This is a genomic window from Nonomuraea mangrovi (assembly GCF_042681425.1).
Taxonomy (GTDB): Bacteria; Actinomycetota; Actinomycetes; order Streptosporangiales; family Streptosporangiaceae; genus Nonomuraea; species Nonomuraea mangrovi.
The window spans coordinates 1-18854 of sequence record NZ_JBHUFV010000056.1; the positions used below are offsets into that span (position 1 = coordinate 1).

The window sequence follows — 18854 nt, forward strand, 5'->3', positions numbered from 1 at the left end:
AACAGATCGTCGACACCCTTCGCTGTTCCCGCAGCCCAAACGACTTAGGACTTACTCGTCTAGCGCGGACGTGGCCCTAGCGCGGAGTGATCCTGGCGCGGACAGAACGCTGGGGAAGTAGCCCCTGCGGTGGAAGTGGTTGAGGCGGAAGAGGTCCTGGCGCTGACCTGGCGCTTGGGCGGAAGAGGTCCTGGCGCGGACGTGGCCTTGGGACGGCGTGGCCCTGGGACTGCTCGGCCCTGCGACGGCTTGGCCCTGGCGCGGACGTGGCCCTGGGACGGCTCGGCTTTTGCGCTGAAGTGGACCAGGTCAGGACCTGGCACTTGGGCGGAAGTGATGGGACGGCTTGGCCCTGGCGTTGAAGCGGCCCTGGCGTTGAAGTGACCCTGGCGCGGAAGCGCGAGCGTGCGGCCGCGGCGGGGCATGCTGAGACTCAGGTGCTAGCGGTCGCATGGAGTGCCCGCTGGTGGGCGGAGTCCGTCCCCACGGTTGGCCGGATTGTCCCCCTCGGTTGGGTGGAGTGGGTTCCCGCGGGCAAGTGGTTCCTACAGGGCGGAGTGGTTTCGCGGGCCAAGTGGTTCTCGCGGGCCAAGTGGTTCTCGCGTGCGGAGTGGCTCCCCTCGGTTCTCGCGTGCGGAGTGGCTCCCCTCGGTTCTCGCGTGCGGAGTGGCTCCCCTCGGTTCCCGCGTGCGGAGTGGCTCCCCTCGGTTGGGCGGATCGGTCACTGGTGTCGGGCGGGTGCTTGTTTGCGGGGTGGCGGTGGGTTGTGTTGGGGGTCACCTTGAGGTTGTGACGCGGCTCACCAGGCACGTGAATGCGTGAAACTGTATGCTGTAGGCAGTCGACAACAAACCGTAGAGGTGCCGATATGTTGCAGTCTGAAACGGGGGCGGCGGCGAAGATCCCGCGGCCCGTGCCGCTCAGGGAGAGCGTGTTCGAGGCGCTGCTTGAGCTGATCGTCTCAGGGCAGCTGCGTCCTGGGCAGCATCTCGTGGAAAACGAGCTCGCCGAGTTGCTGGGGGTGTCGCGGCAGCCGGTTCGTGAGGCGCTCCAGTTGCTCAGCGGCGAGGGCTGGGTGGACCTTCATCCTGGGCAGGGCGCGTTCGTGCACTCGCCGAGCGTGGAGGAGGCCGACCAGTTGCTCGCCGTACGTGCGCTGCTGGAGACGGAGTCCGCGCGGCTGGCGGCGCGTCATGCGGACGAGGACGGCGTGGCGGCTCTGCGGAGGTTGTGCGCGCGGGGAGCGTCGGCCGCGCATGCGGAGGACACGGATACGGCGGTCGCGGCCAACTCGGAGCTGCACGCGCTGATCACGGCCCTGTCGGGAAACAAGGTCCTGGCGGAGCTGGCGGCGCAGGTGGCTCGCAGGGTGCGGTGGTATCACACGCCGGTGGCCCGGCAGCGGGGGCTCACGTCGTGGCGGGAGCATGAGGACCTGATCGACGCCATCGCCGACGGTAACGAGGAGATGGCCGCGCAGATCATGCGGGAGCACACCGAGCACACCAGGGTGTCGTACCTGGAGCAGCGGAAGAACCAGCCGGAGGAGCCCGCCCCGCAGCCGGTACGGCGCCGCCGCATGAGGACCGCACCTGGGAGCTGACCTTGAGCCTCACACGAGCTTGAGTGGCCGCGGCCCGGACGTCACCTGATGATTCGCGTTCTCCAAGAGCCCGGCTGTTCGGAGAGGCCGGGGCCGACGAATCGGGGGGCCTGGAGGGTCGGCGAGTCAGCGGGCCAGAAGGGTCGCCGAGAGAGCCGGCGAGGCGCACGGCCCGGAGGGTCGGCGAGTCGGGGAGCCGAGAAGGTCGGCGAATCGGCAGGCCAGAAGGGTCGCCGAGAGAGCCGGCGAGGCGCACGGCCCGGAGGGTCGGCGAGTCAGCCGAGAAGGTCGGCGAATCGGCAGGCCAGAAGGGTCGCCGAGAGAGCCGGCGAGGCGCACGGCCTGGAGGGTCGGCGAGTCGGGGAGCCGAGGAAGTCGGCGGGGCGTGAGCATGAGGTGTCGGTGCGGGCTGGTGTCCTGTGCCTTCGCGCGGCGTGCGGCCTCTCCACAGGGCGCGGAACCCTCCCAGCAGTACCGGGGACCGGCGCATAGTGGGGGGCGGCAGGTTCGTGAGGAGACGCCGGTGCGGGTGGGCGACCCACGATCGGCCGTCCGCGCGAACCCACGACCCGCCGCCCCGCGCGAACCCACGACCGACCGCCCCGGGCGAACACGCGACGCGGACGCCGGTCGAAGTGTTGACGCGGAGTTCACCTGCGGCCGTTTCACCGAAACACCTCGGGTAGACGATGGAAGGGAGGTGATGATCAATGAAGGCGATCGCCCGCTTTCTCCTCAGCGAGCCCCTGGGCCACTCGGCCGACGGGCGCATGCTGGGGCTTGCCGTCGGGCTGGCCGTGAAGCGGCACTATTCGGCGGAGGAAGCCGACCGCTACCTGCGCGCATGGGCCGCCGAGGCGGAGAGCGACAGGACGGCGCGCGGCTAGGCACGCACCCCGGGGGCATGCCTGGCCGCGGGCGGGACATCACGCCCCGCCCGCGGGAATCGGTCGACACCCACGAGAACCGAGCCCTCGGGCGCCGTCCGGCCGTAGGGGTCAGGTCCGATCGGAGTCGGCCGAGGAGGCGGCGGTGGACGGCACCGCGGCCGCACCCCTGTCTCGGGCCGACTTGACCAGGCTCGCCACCGTGGTCACCGCCAGGGTCCCGACGATCACTCCGAGCGACACCAGGATCGGGATCTCCGGCGCCCACGACACCCCGTCGTGGTGCAGGGCCTCCAGGACGAGCTTCACCCCGATGAAGGCCAGCACCACCGACAGTCCCTTGCTGAGGTAGACGAGCCGGTCCAGCAGCCCTCCGATGAGGAAGAACAGCTGTCTGAGTCCCATCAGCGCGAAGGCGTTGGCGGTGAAGACCAGGTAGGGCTCCCTCGTCAGCCCGAAGATCGCCGGGATGGAGTCGAGCGCGAACAGCAGGTCCGTGGTGCCGATCGCGGTCATCACGATCAGCATCGGGGTGACCATCCGCCTGCCGTCCTGCCGTACCGTGAGCGAGGCGCCGTGGTAGGCGGACGTCGTCGGCAGGACCCGCCGCACCGCCCTGAGCACCGCGTTCTCGGAGAACTCGGCCGACTCCTCCGAGGAGGAGATCAGCTTCCACGCGGTGTACACGAGGAAGGCCCCGAAGACGTAGAACAGCCAGTCGAAGCGGGTCACGGCCTCCGCGCCCAGCGCGATGAACACGCCGCGCATGATCAGCGCCAGCACGATGCCGACGAGCAGGACCTTCTGCCGGTACCGCATCGGCACCTGGAACCTGCTCATGATCAGCAGGAAGACGAAGAGGTTGTCGACGCTGAGCGAGTACTCCGTGATCCAGCCGGCGAAGAACTCGCCGCCGTGCGCGGGCCCGGACAGCAGGAGCAGCCCCGCGCCGAACACCCCCGCGAGGGCCACGTAGAAGGTCACCCAGCCGACGCACTCCTTGAAGGACGGCTCGCGCGGGTTGCGCGCCACCAGATAGAAGTCGACGGCCAGCACGAGCACGAACCCCGCGATCGTGGCCAGCCAGATCCAGGGAGGCAGGTTCATGCGGGGGCCCTCCTCACGTAGTGGGTGAGCAGCCGCGCGGCGCGCGGGTTGCGGTCGCTCACCCGCAGCAGCCAGTACGGCATGAGCCGCTCGTGCAGCCACAGGAACCCGATGGCGAATCCGAGGCTCACCATCGCCTGGTAGGCCAGGAACGGCCAGACGCCGTCGGCCATGCCGCCCGTGGCCACGATGGACTCCTGGAGCAGCCGCGAGAGCGGGAAGGCCAGGAGCCACAGCAGTCCTGCGGGGGCGAAGGTGCCGGGGCGGAACGGGCCGTGGCCGAGCAGCATGCCGTACAGCCCGCCGAAGAGCGCCAGCGGCAGGGCGAGCACGGCCGCGCCCGCGGGCTGACCCGCGATGAGGGTCAGCCCGCCGGCCATGGTGCCGGCGAGTGCGCCGACGGCCAGCCCTGGAACGGCGAGTTCGAGGGTGTGAAGGAACTCCATCAGCCCACGACCACGCCGAAGGCGAACAGGCTGTAGAACAGCATGCCGAGGTAGAACACGGCGCCGAAGCCGATGATGACGTTCGACCACCATCGCGGCCTGATCGGCTTGGGCAGCATGCGGTTGTTGACCAGCAGCAGCGTCACGCAGTACGCGCCCATCGCGAACGTCGACAGGAACGCCAGCGTGTCCAGGATGCCGCTCGGCCCGTCGGCGGGTCCGAACAGCAGGATCAGGATGCCGAAGATGATCACGCCCCACAGGAAGCCCGCGTACAGGTGGGACATGCGCAGCTTCTTGGCTCCTGGCACGAAGTTGTAGGTCATGTCGGCCTGGCCCCGCGAGAAGGAGTCGAAGAGGCCGAGTGTCGCGTTCAGGCCGATCAGCGCGATGAAGCCGAGGAACACCACGCCGAGCACCGAGCTGCCGGCCGAGGAGACGGCGTCGGCCATGGCGCTGAGCGCGACCTCTCTGTCGTCGCCCTGGATGACCGTGCGCACGCCGGGGTTCTGCCTGACGGCCGCCTGCGCGATCACCGTGAACGAGATCGTCACCAGCATGGTGACGCCCCAGAACAGCAGGAGCGCGTCGAAGGTGACCCAGCGCCGCCAGCCCCGCCACTTCGCCATCTCGGCGGGGTCCTCGGTGTCGAACATGAAGCCACGCGAGGGCATGGCCTCCTCTTCACCCGCGTGCCGCAGGCCGCGGATGCGTGGGATGTGCACGCCCATGCCCGCGCCCGAGTCGCGCAGATGCAGCGTGTACCACATCTGTTGCATGCCGGACGGGCCCGCGAAGGCGCACGCGCCGACGATCACCGGGAACCACGCCGCCGACAGCGCCTCGGACGGCAGGTAGCCGAACGAGAACATGCCGGTGATGGTGTTGACCACGTCGCCCCACGAGCCGACCATCGCCGCGACCACGGCCGTGCCGACGACCAGCGCGCCGATCAGCAGCGACAGCAGGTTCTCCAGGACGTTGTAGATCACCTTGGCCAGGCTGAAGACGACCCCGACCAGGATGAGTCCGGTGATGGCGGTCACCGTCCACGGGATTCCGGTGATCTCCTCGAACGCCGCCGCGCCCGCCGACAGGTGGCCGGGCCAGATGTAGACGAGGATCGCGACGGCGAAGAAGAACCACATGAGCGGTTTGAAGACGCGGGCGGCGCCGGAGAAGATGCTCTCTCCCGTCGCCATCGCGTAGCGCGCCATCTCCAGCATGACCACGGCCTGCAGGGTGACGCCGATCAGGAACAACCAGCGGATCTCCGGCCCGAACAGCAGCACCAGGCGCGGCCACATGTAGGACTCGCCCATGCCCACTCCGAGGGCGACGAGGAACACGGTGGGGCCGAGGATGTGCACCGAGGGTGGGGCGTCGGGCAGCTTGCGGATGGGCATCGGCTCGAGCCGGCCCGCTTTCCATACTCGCTTGTCTTCTACCGGCGGGGTGGTCACCGGCGTCTCGGACGTGTCCAACTGACGGACCTCCTGGGGGGTGGTTGTGCCGTGTCGCGATGGGCCCCCTTCAGCGGCTCGGCTCGTCGCCGCTGCTGACGAGAAACGTGCGTTCGGACCGCTACGGGCCGCTCTGGCCCGCGCGCGTCCCTCATTCGTGGAGCAGTCCCGCGGCCCTCGCCCAGCGGTACTTCGCGCCGAGGACCGCCACCGGCTTCTCCGTCGTGTACGGGTAGGCGATCACGCCGTGGTCGAACAGGTAGTCGCAGGCCTCCTCCACCTCGGTGTCCCCCGCGAGCGAGGCGACGACCGGCTTGACGTTGCCGTTGGCGCGCTCCTCCTCGACCACTCTGGCGATCAGCTCGGCGAAGACCATCGGCGGTGTGACGATCGTGTGCCAGTAGCCGAGGACCAGCGCGTGGATGCGGGGGTCGGTGAGGCCGAGACGAACGGTGTTCTCGTAGGTCGAAGGGGGTTCGCCCCCGGTGATGTCGATCGGGTTGCCGGCGGCGCCGAAGGGCGGGATGTAGGCGCGGAAGGCCTGGTCGAGGTCGTCGGGGATCTCCATGAGCGTGAGCCCGGCGTCGACGCACGCGTCGGACAGGAGGACGCCGGAGCCGCCCGCGCCCGTGATGATCACGACATTCTCGCCCTGGGGTGTGGGCAGGAGCGGTAGCGACCTGGCGTACTCCAGCATGTCGTTCAGGCCTGGCGCCCTGACGACGCCGGCCTGGCGCAGGATGTCGTCATAGACCTTGTCGTCGCCCGCCAGCGCGCCGGTGTGCGAGCCGGCGGCCTTGGCGCCCATGGCGGTACGGCCCGCCTTGAGCACGATGACCGGCTTGTGCTTGACGACCCTGCGGGCCGCCTCGACGAACCCGCGCCCGTCCTTGAGGTCCTCCAGGTGCATCGCCACCGCGCGGGTGTTGTCGTCCTGCTCGAAGAAGGTGAGCAGGTCGTCCTCGTCGACGTCGGCCTTGTTGCCGACGCCGACGATCGCCGACACCCCCATCCTGGTGGTACGGCTGAAGCCCAGGATGGCCATCCCGATGCCGCCGCTCTGGGAGGTCAGCGCCACGCTGCCCTTCACGTCGTACGGCGTGCAGAACGTCGCGCAGAGGTTCTCGGGCGTGTAGTAGTAGCCGTAGATGTTGGGGCCGAGCATGCGCACGCCGTATCGTCTGGCGATGTCGACGATCTCCTGCTGGCCCTCGACGTTGCCGGTCTCGGCGAAGCCGGACGGGATCATGATGGCGCCGGCGACCCCCTTCTCGCCGGCCTGCTCCAGCGCGGCAGGGACGAAGGCGGCGGGGATGGCGAAGACGGCGACGTCCACGTCGAACGGCACGTCGGCCACGCTCTTGTAGGCGGGCAGCCCCATGATGTCGTCGGCCTTGGGGTTGATCGGGAAGATCTGGCCCTGGTAGCCGCCGTTGATGAGGTTGCGCATGACCGAGTTGCCGATCTTGCCCTGTTCGGCGGAGGCGCCGATCACCGCGACGGAGCGCGGCTTGAAGATGCGCGACATCTGCTCAAGGATCAGCTCGCGCGGCAGGCGTTCCCTCTCGGGCTGGGGTTCGCCGATGAGGACGCGCACGTCGGCGGCCACGGCGCCGTCCGGTCCCGCGAAGACCGGGTTGAGGTCCACCTCGACGATCTCGGGGTGGTCGCCGACCAGGGCGCCGACGCGTTCGATCATGTGCGCGAGCGCCTGTCTGTCGGCGGGCTCCGCACCCCGAGCACCTCGCAGCACTTCGGCCGCTCTGATGTCGTCCAGCATCCCGAGTGCATCATCACCCGAAAGTGGGGCAAGTCGGAAGGTCACATCCTTCAGCACCTCGACCAGGACACCGCCGAGGCCGAACGCGACCACCTTCCCGAAGGTGGGGTCGGTGACGGCGCCGATGATGACCTCGTGGCCGCCGCCGACGAGCTGCTGCACCTGGACGCCGTCGATGACCGCGTCGGGGTCGTACGCGCGGGCGTTGGCCAGGATCGTGTCGTAGCCGGCCAGAACCTCCTCACCGGTTCTCAGGCCGACGAGCACACCGCCCGCGTCCGTCTTGTGCAGGATGTCCGGCGAGACGATCTTCAGGACGACGGGCAGGCCGATGCTCTCCGCGATCTCGACGGCCTCCTGGGGTGAGGTGGCCAGCCCCTCGCCGGGGGTCGCTATGCCGTACTCCTGGCAGATCCTCCTCCCCTCGGGGGCGGTCAGCGCTGTGCGGCCCTCGGCCAGCGCCTTCTCCAGAATCTCCCTCGTCGTCACTAGATGACTCCGTTCGTCTTCAGCTCCGCCAGCTCGTCGGCGCCCACGCCGAAGGCCGCGTAGATCTCCTGGTTGTGCTCGCCGAGCAGCGGCGGCGTCCTGACGTCGACGGGCGAGTCCGACAGCTGCAGGGGACTGCCGACGGTCACGAACTCGCCGCGCTCCGGATGGTCGACGGTGACGACGATGCCCTCCTCGCGCAGGCTGCCGTCCTCGACCAGCTCCTTCGTGGACAGGATGGGACCGCAGGGGATGTTCTCCGCGTTCAGCGTGTCCAGGACCGTCCACTTGTCGTGGCGGATGCTCCACTCCTCGATGAGCTGGAACATCTTGTCCAGCTTCGGCAGCCGCGCCTCAGGAGTGGCCCACTCGGGGTCGTCGGCCAGCTCGGGCCTGCCGATGATCGCCGACAGCGGCTTCCACCCGACGGGCTGCACGATCACGTAGATGTAGTCGTTCGGCCCTCCCGGCGCGCAGCGCACCGCCCAGCCCGGCTGGCCGCCGCCGCTGGCGTTGCCGGAGCGCGGCACCTCCTCGCCGAACGTCCTGTTCGGGTACTCCTTCAGCGCACCGTGCGCCAGCCGCTGCTGGTCGCGCAGCTTCACCCTGCACAGGTTCAGTACGGCATGCTGCATCGCCACCTGGACGCGCTGGCCCCTGCCGGTCTGCTCGCGCTGGTAGAGGGCGGCGAGAATGCCCGCGACCGCGTGGATGCCGGTGCCCGAGTCGCCGATCTGCGCGCCCGTCGCCAGCGGCGGACCCTCCTCGAAGCCCGTCGTGGACATCGAGCCGCCCATCGCCTGGGCGATCACCTCGTACGCCTTGAACTTCGCGTAGCGGCCCGCGCCGAACCCCTTGATGGAGGCGTAGATGAGGCGGGGGTTGAGCGACTGGAGGCGGTCCCAGGTGAACCCCATGCGGTCGACCGCGCCGGGGCCGAAGTTCTCCACCAGGATGTCGGAGCTCCTCACCAGCTCGGCGAACAGCTCCTTGCCCCGCTCGCTCTTCATGTTGAGCGTGATGCTGCGCTTGTTGCAGTTGAGCATCGTGAAGTAGAGGCTGTCGACTCCTGGCACGTCGCGCAGCTGCTGGCGGGTGATGTCGCCGGTGGGGGCCTCCAGCTTGACCACGTCCGCGCCGAGCCAGGCGAGGAGCTGGGTGGCCGAGGGGCCCGACTGGACGTGGGTCATGTCGAGGACGCGGACGCCTTCCAGTGCCTTCATCTGTCGGCTCCTACTTGTACATCGTCTGGTTCATGGTTCCTGGGGCGTAGACCTCCGGATCGACCCACACGTTGATGAGCGAGGGCTTGCCGGACTCGCGGGCGCGCTGGAGCGCGGGAGCGATCTGGCCCGGGTCGCGGACCTCCTCGCCGTGACCACCGAGGAGCTTGGCGAACTCGTCGTAGCGCACGTCGCCGAGGGTGTTGCCGATACGGCCGCGGTCCTGGCCGTACTTGGCGGCCTGGCCGTACCTGATCTGGTTCATCGAGGAGTTGTTGCCGATGACGCCGATGAACGGCAGGTCGAAGCGGACCATTGTCTCGAAGTCCCAGCCGGTGAGGCTGAAGGCGCCGTCGCCGAACAGCGCGACGACCTCCTTGTCGGGACGGGCCTGCTTGGCCGCCATCGCGAAGGCGACACCGACGCCGAGGGTGCCGAGCGGGCCAGGGTCCATCCAGTGGCCCGGTGACTTCGGCTGCACGACCTGCCCGGAGAAGGTGACGATGTCGCCGCCGTCGCCGATGTAGATGGAGTCCTCGGTGAGGAACTCGTTGATCTCGTGGACGAGGCGGTAGGGGTCGATCGGCTGGGCGTCGGAGTGCTGTCTCGGCAGGCGCTTGGTGTAGGCCTGCGTCTCCACCGTGCGCAGCTCCTCGATCCACTCCTTCCGCTTGGCGGCGGCGTTCTGTATGCGGCCGCTCGCGGCCTGGGTGGCGGCGGTGAGGATGGCTCCGGCGTCGCCGACGATGCCGAGGTCGACGTCCCTGTTCTTGCCGACGGTGCGGTAGTCGAGGTCGATCTGGACGACGGTGGCGGCGGGCGACAACCGCTTGCCGTACCCCATCCTGAAGTCGAACGGCGTGCCGACGATGATGATCAGGTCGGCCTCGGTGAAGGCGTACCTGCGGCTGAGCTGGAAGTGGTGCGGGTCGCCCGGCGGGAGGGTGCCGCGGCCCGAGCCGTTCATGTAGGCGGGCACGTTGAGCGCGCGGACGAAGTCGATGGCGGCGTCGGTGGCCCGGCAGGTCCACACCTGGCTGCCGAGCAGGATGCACGGCTTCTCGCTGTGGGCCAGCAGGTCGGCCAGCCGCTCGATGGCCTCGGGGTCCCCCGCCTGCTTGGTCGAGGCACGGTAGTTCGCCGGGATGCGCGCCTTGTCGAGCGGCACCTTGGCGTCGAGCACGTCGCGCGGGATCTCCAGGAACGACGGGCCGGGCGCGCCGTGATAGCACTCGCGGAAGGCCATCGACACCAGGTCGGCCACCCTCTCGGTGCTCGGCACGGTGGCGGCGAACTTGGTGATCGGGGTCATCATGTCGACGTGCGGGAGGTCCTGCAGCGAGCCCATCTTGTGCTGGCTCAGGGCTCCCTGGCCGCCGATGAGCAGCATCGGGCTCTCGGCGCGGAAGGCGTTGGCCACCCCTGTCACCGCGTCCGTGGTGCCGGGGCCCGCGGTGACGACCGCGCAACCCGGCTTGCCCGTGATCCGGGAGTAGCCGTCGGCCGCGTGGGCCGCCACCTGTTCGTGGCGTACGTCGATCACCTCGATGCCCTCGTCCACGCAACCGTCGTAGATGTCGATGATGTGGCCACCGCAGAGCGTGTAGATGACGTCCACGCCCTCCGCCTTGAGCGCCTTGGCCACCAGGTGACCACCCGAGATCATTTCGGTCATCGCTCGCCTTTCCAGGATGCTGTCTTCTCCATACTGCATACCGTATGTGCCACATGCTTACCCGGGCACCCGCGGCCTGTCTAGACCTTTCTCAGTCCGGCAGGTCGAGCAACTCCACCGGCTCGCCGTCCCACCCGGGCGGGATCACGGCCAGCGCGTCGGCGAGCGCCGCCCCCCAGAGCGAGCCGGGACGGTCGTGCCCCACGGGCACGGCCCCCTTCCCCGACCTGCGCACGGGCACCAGCCGTGTGTCCCGGGGATGCGCCAGCCCGTGGCCCTTGCGGGCCTCCGGGCCCCGCTGAGGCGCCGTGCCGTGACAGCCCTCGGCGGGCGGTCGTGCCTTCGCCGCGCCGGCCAGCGTGGCGCGCTCGCCCGGCTCGTACCGCTCGCCCCTGAGCAGCGGGACCAGCAACGTCAACGCCGCCGCCAGTGCCGCGAACGGGTTGCCCGGCAGCCCGACGACGAGCCGGCCGTCGGGCAGGCGCGCCAGGAGCTGCGGATGGCCCGGCCGCACGGCGACGCCGTCGACCAGCACGTCGGCGCCCAACTCGTCCAGCACGGCACGCAGGTGGTCGGCAGGCCCCTTGGACGAGGCCCCGCACGCCACGATCAGGTCCGCGCCCTGAAGGCCGCCCAGGTCCGCGCCCTGAAGACCGCCCTCCGACCCCGGGCACGCTCGCCGGCCGGCCTCGGCATGTCTGCGGAGGGCGGTGTGAAGGGGCGCCGCGCCGTCCGGCAGCCTGAGCCGCGCGCCCATCCTGCCTCCCGCCCACTCGACCAGCCCAGGCAGGAACGGCCCGATGGCGTCCCGAACCCGACCTGGCTCGGGCAGCCCCTCGTCGACCACCTCGTCCCCCGTCACCAGCACCGCCACCTCTGGCCGCCGGTGGACGGCGAGCACGTCGTGTCCGAGCGCGGCCGCCAGCCCGAGCACCGCGGGGGTCACCGTGGTGCCCGCGGCGAGGACGACCTCGTCCAGCCCGACGTCCTCCCCGCGCCGGCGGATGTGCCGCCCCTCGTCGACCACCCCGCTGACCGTCACCCCCGCCCAGCGGGAAGCCCCCGGGCCTGCCATCTGTTCACCCACTCCGGCCACCCCGCCGGGCGACTGTTCACCCACCCCGGCCACCCCACCGGGCAGCTGCTCACCCGGCCCAGTCGAGCCGCCGGGCGGCTGTTCGCCCACACCGGTCGAGCCGCCGGGCGGCCCACCCGGCGGCTCGACCGCGGCGGAGCTCCTGCCAGGTGCGGGGGTGACGGTCGCCGCCTCGTACGGCAGGACCGCGGTCGCGCCTTCGGGCACCTGCGCGCCCGTGGCGATCTCCACCGCCTCTCCCGGCTTCAGCACCTCGTCGTGCGCATGTCCTCCCGCCAGCACCCGGCCGACGACCTGCCAGGGGCCCTTCTCCCCCGCGACCGCGTAACCGTCCATGGCCGACACGTCCACACCGGGCACCGCGACGAGCGCCCGCAGCGGCCGGGCCAGGCGGCAGCCGTACGCCATGGGCAAGGACACCTCCGCCACCGGCCACGGGGGCGCGGCGCGCAGCGCGATGGCGCGGGCTTCGGGCCAGGTCACGCTTCCGCTGTGCCCGTGGCGGCCGGTCGTGTGGCCTCCTGCGTTCGTGCTCACGAGACGAACCTTCCCACGGACACCGGCATAAAGGCTCCCTTGACCGTAGTTTTCCCATACTGTATACCGAATGCACTGTCGACGCGAGGACGGAGCTTTGTATGAAGGTCGCTGTTCTCGGCGCCGGCGCCATCGGCGCGTACGTGGGCGCGGCCCTGCACAGGGGCGGCGCGGAGGTGCATCTCATCGCCAGAGGCGAGCACCTGAAAGCGATACGCGAGGCCGGTGTGCGGGTGCTGAGCCCGAGGGGTGACTTCACCGCCCACCCCCACGCCACGGACGACCCTGCCGAGGTCGGCACCGTGGACCACATCTTCCTCGGACTGAAAGCCAACTCCTACGCGGCGGCGGGCCACCTGGTCAGCCCGCTGCTGCACGAGTCCACGACGATCATCGCGGCGCAGAACGGCATCCCGTGGTGGTACTTCCATGGCCTCAAGGGCCCCTACCAGGGGCATCGCATTCAGAGCGTCGATCCTGACGGTACGGTCACCGCCGTCCTCCCACTGGAACGGGCCATCGGCTGCGTCGTCTACGCGGCCACCGAGATCGAACGGCCGGGCGTGATCCGCCACCTCGAAGGCACCCGCTTCTCCATCGGCGAACCGAGCGGAGAGCTGACCGGCCGCTGCGGGGAGTTCAGCGCGGCGATGACCGACGGCGGGCTGAAGTGCCCCGTCGAGCAGGACCTGCGCAAGGACATCTGGATCAAGTTGATGGGCAACATCGCCTTCAACCCGATCAGCGCGCTGGCCAGGGCCACCATGGCGGGGATCTGCCGCCACGACGGGGCCCGCGAGCTGGTGGTCGCGATGATGCGGGAGACGGTCGACGTCGCCAGGAGGGTGGGATGCGATCCGGGCATCTCGATCGAACGGCGATTGAGGGGGGCCGAGAAGGCGGGCGAGCACAAGACGTCCACCCTCCAGGACCTGGAGAAGGGCAAGCCGCTGGAGCTGGACGTGCTCCTGGCGGCGGTGGTGGAACTGGCCGATCTGACGGGGGCGGAGGTGCCGACGCTGCGGGCGATCCACGCGGTGAGCGACCTCCTGAGCGAAAGCCTTGATCCCGTGGGCGCGAGGAGCACACCGGACTGAGCGCGGGGCCCCGGGAAGCCCGACCTCTGACCCTCCGGAACGCCGGGGCCCGGCGCCCCGGGACCCGGGGGCGGGTGCGCGAGTGTGATACATACCGTAGGCTGTATACAGAATGGAGGGATCATGAGCTATGACCGCCTGACCCATCCACTGGTTCGTGAAGACGGCGTGCTGCGCAGAGCGAGCTGGACCGAGGCCCTCGACCTGGCCGCGGACGGTTTCCGCCGCAACATCGCCCGCCACGGCCCCGACAGCTTCGCCATGCTGTCGTGCGCCCGCTCCACCAACGAGATGAACTACGTGGGCCAGAAGTTCACCCGCGTCGTCGTCGGCACGAACAATGTGGACTCCTGTAACCGCACCTGCCACGCCCCCAGCGTCGCGGGACTGTCAGCCGTGTTCGGCAGTGGCGGCGGCACCTCCTCCTACCAGGAGGTCGAGGACACCGATGTGATCGTCATGTGGGGCTCAGCGGCCCGCAACGCCCATCCGATCTTCTTCCAGCACGTGCTGAAGGCGATCAACAAGGGTGCGCGGATGTTCGCGGTGGACCCCAGGCGTACGGGGACGGCCCAGTGGGCCGACAGCTGGCTGGGGCTGAACGTCGGCACCGACATCCCGCTCGCCCACGCGATCGCCCGCGAGATCATCGACGCCGGCCTGCACAACGAGTCGTTCATCCGGAGGGCGACCACCGGGTTCGAGGAGTTCGTCAGGAAGGTCGATCCGTGGACGCTGTCGACGGCCGAGAAGGTGACCGGCGTCCCGAAGGCGGCGATCCGGGAACTGGCCCACGCCTACGCCAGGGCCGACCGCGCGCAACTGTGCTGGACGCTGGGGATCACCGAGCATCACAACGCCACCGACAACGTCCGCGCGCTGATCAACCTGGCGCTGCTGACCGGCCACGTCGGCAGGTACGGCTCCGGCCTGTCGCCGCTGCGCGGGCAGAACAACGTGCAGGGGGGCGGCGACATGGGCGCCATCCCCAACCGCCTGCCGGGCTTCCAGGACATCCTCGACCCCGACATCAGGGAGCGGTTCGAGCGCTCGTGGGGCATCCCGATCCAGCCCCGCTACGGGCTGAACCTCACCCAGATGCTCGAGGCGATGGCCGAGGGCGAGGTGACCACCTGCTACCTGATCGGCGAGAACCCGGTGCAGTCGGAGGCCGACTCGCTGGCCTGCATCAAGCGGTTGAGCATGCTGGACCACCTCGTCGTGCAGGACATCTTCCTCACCAAGACCGCGCAGATGGCCGATGTCGTGCTCCCCGCCGGCGCCGCGTGGTGCGAGAGCGAGGGCACGTTCACCAACAGCGAGCGCAGGGTCCAGCGGGTCCGCAAGGCGCTCGACCCGCCCGGTGAGGCCCGCGACGACATCTGGATCATGTGCGAGATCGCGCGCAGGCTCGGCCACGACTGGCACTACGACGGCGCGGAGGAGGTCTGGGACGAGCTCAGGCGGCTCTCCCCCGTCCACGCGGGCATGACCTACCGGCGGCTGGAGGAGCACCAGGGCATCCAGTGGCCGTGCCCGTCCGAGGACTCCATCGAGCCGCCCTACCTGCACGCCCGTCTCTGGGAGACCGACCCGGTCAAACGCGGCACGCCCGCGCCGTTCGCGCTGCTGGAGCACTCGCCGCCGGTCGACCTGCTCGACGACGAGTACCCGTTCAGGCTCACCACGGGCCGCCGCCTCGACTCCTACAACACCGGCGTCCAGTCGTCGGGGTTCGCCTCGCCGCTCAGGCGGGGCGAGACGATCGAACTGTGTCCCGAGGACGCCTCGCGGCTCGGCCTGGTGCGGGGCGAGGAGGTCAGGATCAGCTCCAGGCGCGGCACGGTGGTCGCGCCGGTCTACATCGATCCGGCTCTCAGACCTGGCCTGGTGTTCATGACCATGCACTTCCCCGACGAGGTCGACACCAACGCCCTGACGATCGAGGCCACCTGCCCGATCGCGGGCACGGCGGAGTTCAAGGCGGCCGCCGTACGGATCGAAAAGGTGGCCTGATGGACCTGCACTTCGGCGACGCCGAGCTGACGGCGGAGGAGCGGGCCGCGGTGGACGGGCTGCTCGGCCCGCCCGCGACGGCGTGGGAGGGCGGCGACCGCACCGAGGCCGACCTGCGCTTCGCCGCGCGCGCGGAGCAGGCGCGCGACCGGCTGCTGCCCGCGCTGCACGCGGTCAACGACAGGGTGGGCTGGATCAGCGAGGGCGCGCTGGCCTACATCTGCCGGCGCCTGACGATCCCGCCCGCGGAGGCGTACGGGGTGGCGAGCTTCTACTCCCTCTTCTCCCTCGAGCCTCGGCCGCCGAGGGTGCTGCACGTGTGCACCGACCTGGCGTGCCTGGCGAAGGGCGTGCGGGAGGCGCGGGAGGGCGTGCCCAGCCCGTGCCTCGGCCTGTGCGAGCGCGCCCCTGCCGCGTTGGCGCTGGAGGCGGGCGAGGTCCCCAGCGCCACGGTGTACGGCGGAGGCATGGAGGAGCGCCCCGAGCCGCCGGTCGCCGACGCGGTTCCGCAGGCGGGCGAGCCTGGCCTCGTCCTGCTGAGAAGGGTCGGCGTGGTGGACCCTTCGAGCCTGGACGACTACCGGGCCAACGGCGGCTACCAGGCTCTGCGCCGGGCGTTCGAGCTGGGTCCCGCGGGTGTGATCCGCGAGGTGAGCGACGCGGGCCTGGTCGGCAGGGGCGGCGCGGCCTTCCCGACGGGCCGCAAGTGGGACGCGACGGCCCGCCAGCCCGACCAGCCGCACTACCTGGTCTGCAACGCCGACGAGAGCGAGCCTGGCACGTTCAAGGACCGCGTGATCATGGAGGGCGACCCGTACGCGCTGCTCGAGGCCATGACGATCGCGGCGTACGCCACGGGCTGCCGCAAGGGCTACCTCTACATCAGGGGCGAGTACCCGAGGGCGACCGCGGCACTGGAGACCGCGATCAGGACCGCCAGGGCGAGGGGCCTGCTCGGCGGCGACATCCTCGGCCATGGCTTCGAGTTCGACATCGAGCTGAGGAAGGGCGCGGGCGCCTACATCTGCGGCGAGGAGACCGCGATCTTCAACTCGATCGAGGGCTACAGGGGCGAGCCGCGCACCAAGCCGCCGTTCCCCGTGGAGAAGGGGCTGTTCGGCAAGCCGACCGTCGTCAACAACGTCGAGACCTTGGTCAACGTCCTGCCGATCCTGCTGACCGGCGGCTCGGACACCAAGCTGTTCTGCGTCTCGGGCAGTGTCGGCAGGCCCGGCGTCTACGAGCTGCCGCTCGGCACGTCGCTGCGCGAGCTGCTCGACCTCGCGCTGCCGACGGGCAGGCTGAAGGCGGTACTGCTGGGCGGAGCGGCCGGTTCCTTCGTCACCGACCTGGACGTCCCGCTCAGCTTCGAGGGCACCAGGGCCGCGGGTGCGACGCTCGGCTCCGGCGTGGTCATGGTGCTGGACGAGGAGGTGGACCTGCCGGCGTTCCTGGTCAGGATCGCGGAGTTCTTCCGTGACGAGTCCTGCGGCCAGTGCGTGCCGTGCAGGGTGGGCACCGTCCGTCAGGAGGAGGCGCTGCACCGGCTGAGTTCGCGGCGCAGCGAGTCCGACCTGGTGTTGCTGCGCGAGGTCGGCCAGGCCATGCGCGACGCCTCGATCTGCGGTCTTGGGCAGACCGCGTGGAACGCCGTCGAATCGGCCATCGACCGCCTGGGAGCGTTCAAGTGATCCCTCTTCAGCCGCCGCGCCGCCTGATCGACGTGGAGATCGACGGCGAGGCCGTCCGGGTGCCCGAGGGCTCGACCGTCCTCGACGCCTGCCGTACCGCGGGCAAGGACATCCCGACTCTCTGTCACGGCGACACGCTCACCCCGAAGAACGCCTGCAGGGTCTGCGTCGTCGAGGTGGAGGGGTCGAGGACGCTCGCGCCCGCCTGCTCGAGGAAGGCCGAGCCCGGCATGGTCGTCGGTACCGGCACCGAGCGGGCCAGGCACAGCCGCAAGGTGGTGCTGGAGCTGCTGGCCTCCTCGGCCGACCTGTCGACGACGCCGCGCGCCAAGGAGTGGATGGCGGAGTGCGGCGCCGACCCCGCCCGCTTCGGCGAGGAGGCGGCGACGGTCGAGCAGCCCGCCAAGGTGGACAACGATCTGTACGTCCGCGACTACGCCAAGTGCATCCTCTGCTACAAGTGCGTGGACGCCTGCGGCGAGCAGTGGCAGAACTCGTTCGCGATCAGCGTCGCGGGCAGGGGCTTCGACGCGACGATCTCGACGGAGTTCGACGTGGCGCTCACCGACTCGGCGTGCGTCTACTGCGGCAACTGCGTCGAGGTCTGCCCGACGGGGGCGTTGTCGTTCAAGACGGAGTTCGACATGCGCGCCGAGGGCACGTGGGACGAGTCGGCCCAGACGCAGACCACCACGATCTGCAGTTACTGCGGCGTCGGCTGCAATCTGACCTTGCACGTGCAGGACAACAAGATCGTCAAGGTCACGTCCCCTCACGACAACCCGGTCACCCACGGAAACCTCTGCATCAAGGGACGCTTCGGGTACGGCTATGTATAGGACGAAGAAACGGCAGATCACACAGATCAGGGCGCACGTCCCGAGCAGGAGGCGGGACTCCCTGGCCGCCGAGGAGCCGTTGGAGATCAGGGTCGAGGGGCGGCCGCTGACGATCACCATGCGCACGCCCGGCGACGACTTCGACCTGGCCGCCGGGTTCCTGGTCGGCGAGGGCACGATCGCCTCGCCCGACGACGTCACGACCATGCGCCACTGCGCCGACCTCGACACCTACAACGTCCTCGACGTACGGCTGGCGGCCGGTGTGCGACCTCCCGAGGCCCGCAACTTCTACACCACCTCCTCCTGCGGCGTCTGCGGCAAGGCCTCGCTGGAGGCCGTCCGCACGGTGGCCAGGTGGAGCGCCCGCGAGGATCCCGTTCAGCTCGACAGTTCCGTGCTCGAAGTTCTTCCCGACCGGCTGCGCGCCGCCCAGCGCGTGTTCGACAGGACCGGCGGGCTGCACGCCGCGGGGCTGTTCACCGCCGAGGGCGAGGCGCTGTGCGTCCGCGAGGACGTCGGCAGGCACAACGCCGTCGACAAGCTGGTCGGCTGGGCACTGCGCGAAGGACGCCTCCCTCTCGCGGGGACGGTGCTGATGGTCTCCGGGAGGGCCTCCTTCGAGCTGGTGCAGAAGGCCGTCATGGCGGGCATCCCCGCTCTCGCCGCCGTCTCCGCCCCCTCCTCTCTCGCGGTGGAGCTGGCGGCGGAAGAAGGACTGACGCTCGTGGGTTTCCTCAGAGGCGACTCGATGAACGTCTACACCGGCGAGCACCGGCTCACCCTGATGGGCTCGGGCCACGGCTCGGCCCGGGCGGCAGGCCCAGGGTGACAGGGGATGCCGGTCGGCGCGCCGGGCCCCCTGCCGTCGCCGGCATCCCCAGGAGACTTTGACAACCATTTTC

At 70.0% G+C, this 18854-nt stretch carries 14 protein-coding genes; 7 read left to right on the forward strand and 7 right to left on the reverse strand.

All coding sequences use genetic code 11. The features are described from left to right. The first annotated feature begins 868 nt into the window (after positions 1-868). Both ACFSKW_RS37675 and ACFSKW_RS37680 read left to right on the forward strand, forming a co-directional pair. Positions 869-1603 (forward strand): GntR family transcriptional regulator, encoded by a 735-nt coding sequence (locus tag ACFSKW_RS37675; RefSeq protein ID WP_379578185.1) that lies wholly within the window; start codon positions 869-871, stop codon positions 1601-1603. Positions 1604-2313: 710 nt separating this feature from the next. Continuing rightward, positions 2314-2490, forward strand: a complete 177-nt coding sequence (locus ACFSKW_RS37680; RefSeq protein WP_379578187.1) for a hypothetical protein — start codon at positions 2314-2316, stop codon at positions 2488-2490. 111 nt (positions 2491-2601) lie between these two features. Here ACFSKW_RS37680 and ACFSKW_RS37685 read toward each other — a convergent pair whose 3' ends face one another. From ACFSKW_RS37685 to ACFSKW_RS37715, 7 genes are all read right to left on the reverse strand, one after another. Beyond that, complete coding sequence (locus ACFSKW_RS37685; protein WP_379578189.1) at positions 2602-3597, reverse strand: TerC family protein; 996 nt, start codon at positions 3595-3597, stop codon at positions 2602-2604. Then, a complete protein-coding gene (locus tag ACFSKW_RS37690) occupies positions 3594-4043 on the reverse strand; it encodes a hypothetical protein (protein WP_379578191.1) in 450 nt (149 codons plus the stop codon). Before ACFSKW_RS37690 ends, ACFSKW_RS37685 begins: the two co-directional genes overlap by 4 nt. After that, positions 4043-5449: an Nramp family divalent metal transporter gene (locus ACFSKW_RS37695; protein ID WP_379578193.1), complete on the reverse strand. Its 1407-nt coding sequence runs from the start codon at positions 5447-5449 to the stop codon at positions 4043-4045. The genes ACFSKW_RS37690 and ACFSKW_RS37695 overlap by 1 nt, the downstream gene beginning before the upstream one ends. Before the next feature lie 208 nt (positions 5450-5657). After that, a complete protein-coding gene (locus tag ACFSKW_RS37700) occupies positions 5658-7775 on the reverse strand; it encodes an acetate--CoA ligase family protein (RefSeq protein ID WP_379578195.1) in 2118 nt (705 codons plus the stop codon). Next, positions 7775-8998: a formyl-CoA transferase gene (gene frc / locus ACFSKW_RS37705; RefSeq protein ID WP_379578197.1), complete on the reverse strand. Its 1224-nt coding sequence runs from the start codon at positions 8996-8998 to the stop codon at positions 7775-7777. The genes ACFSKW_RS37700 and frc overlap by 1 nt, the downstream gene beginning before the upstream one ends. A gap of 10 nt (positions 8999-9008) precedes the next feature. Beyond that, positions 9009-10673 (reverse strand): thiamine pyrophosphate-binding protein, encoded by a 1665-nt coding sequence (locus ACFSKW_RS37710; protein WP_379578199.1) that lies wholly within the window; start codon positions 10671-10673, stop codon positions 9009-9011. Positions 10674-10764: 91 nt separating this feature from the next. Then, positions 10765-12306 carry a molybdopterin molybdotransferase MoeA gene (locus ACFSKW_RS37715; RefSeq protein ID WP_379578201.1) on the reverse strand — a complete coding sequence of 514 codons (1542 nt, stop codon included), beginning with the start codon at positions 12304-12306 and terminating at the stop codon, positions 10765-10767. Positions 12307-12407: 101 nt separating this feature from the next. Here ACFSKW_RS37715 and ACFSKW_RS37720 point away from each other — a divergent pair, with 101 nt between their 5' ends. The 5 genes from ACFSKW_RS37720 to fdhD all read left to right on the forward strand — a co-directional run bounded on the left by ACFSKW_RS37720 (position 12408) and on the right by fdhD (position 18781). Then, positions 12408-13403: a 2-dehydropantoate 2-reductase gene (locus ACFSKW_RS37720; RefSeq protein ID WP_379578203.1), complete on the forward strand. Its 996-nt coding sequence runs from the start codon at positions 12408-12410 to the stop codon at positions 13401-13403. A gap of 123 nt (positions 13404-13526) precedes the next feature. Next, positions 13527-15419 carry a molybdopterin oxidoreductase family protein gene (locus ACFSKW_RS37725; protein ID WP_379578205.1) on the forward strand — a complete coding sequence of 631 codons (1893 nt, stop codon included), beginning with the start codon at positions 13527-13529 and terminating at the stop codon, positions 15417-15419. Then, on the forward strand, positions 15419-17110 hold the full coding sequence (locus tag ACFSKW_RS37730) for an NADH-ubiquinone oxidoreductase-F iron-sulfur binding region domain-containing protein (protein WP_379578206.1): 1692 nt from the start codon (positions 15419-15421) through the stop codon (positions 17108-17110). The genes ACFSKW_RS37725 and ACFSKW_RS37730 overlap by 1 nt, the downstream gene beginning before the upstream one ends. After that, positions 17107-17949 carry a 2Fe-2S iron-sulfur cluster-binding protein gene (locus tag ACFSKW_RS37735; protein ID WP_379578209.1) on the forward strand — a complete coding sequence of 281 codons (843 nt, stop codon included), beginning with the start codon at positions 17107-17109 and terminating at the stop codon, positions 17947-17949. Before ACFSKW_RS37730 ends, ACFSKW_RS37735 begins: the two co-directional genes overlap by 4 nt. Then, positions 17942-18781: a formate dehydrogenase accessory sulfurtransferase FdhD gene (fdhD, locus tag ACFSKW_RS37740; protein ID WP_379578211.1), complete on the forward strand. Its 840-nt coding sequence runs from the start codon at positions 17942-17944 to the stop codon at positions 18779-18781. The genes ACFSKW_RS37735 and fdhD overlap by 8 nt, the downstream gene beginning before the upstream one ends. The last annotated feature ends 73 nt before the right edge of the window (positions 18782-18854 follow it).

Bases quoted from the DNA above. Each gene is read 5' to 3' on its own strand.
- ACFSKW_RS37675 (WP_379578185.1), top strand. From the start codon at position 869: ATGTTGCAGTCTGAAACGGGGGCGGCGGCGAAGATCCCGCGGCCCGTG.
- ACFSKW_RS37680 (WP_379578187.1), top strand. From the start codon at position 2,314: ATGAAGGCGATCGCCCGCTTTCTCCTCAGCGAGCCCCTGGGCCACTCG.
- ACFSKW_RS37685 (WP_379578189.1), bottom strand. From the start codon at position 3,597: ATGAACCTGCCTCCCTGGATCTGGCTGGCCACGATCGCGGGGTTCGTG.
- ACFSKW_RS37690 (WP_379578191.1), bottom strand. From the start codon at position 4,043: ATGGAGTTCCTTCACACCCTCGAACTCGCCGTTCCAGGGCTGGCCGTC.
- ACFSKW_RS37695 (WP_379578193.1), bottom strand. From the start codon at position 5,449: ATGCCCATCCGCAAGCTGCCCGACGCCCCACCCTCGGTGCACATCCTC.
- frc (WP_379578197.1), bottom strand. From the start codon at position 8,998: ATGAAGGCACTGGAAGGCGTCCGCGTCCTCGACATGACCCACGTCCAG.
- ACFSKW_RS37710 (WP_379578199.1), bottom strand. From the start codon at position 10,673: ATGACCGAAATGATCTCGGGTGGTCACCTGGTGGCCAAGGCGCTCAAG.
- ACFSKW_RS37720 (WP_379578203.1), top strand. From the start codon at position 12,408: ATGAAGGTCGCTGTTCTCGGCGCCGGCGCCATCGGCGCGTACGTGGGC.
- ACFSKW_RS37725 (WP_379578205.1), top strand. From the start codon at position 13,527: ATGAGCTATGACCGCCTGACCCATCCACTGGTTCGTGAAGACGGCGTG.
- ACFSKW_RS37730 (WP_379578206.1), top strand. From the start codon at position 15,419: ATGGACCTGCACTTCGGCGACGCCGAGCTGACGGCGGAGGAGCGGGCC.
- fdhD (WP_379578211.1), top strand. From the start codon at position 17,942: ATGTATAGGACGAAGAAACGGCAGATCACACAGATCAGGGCGCACGTC.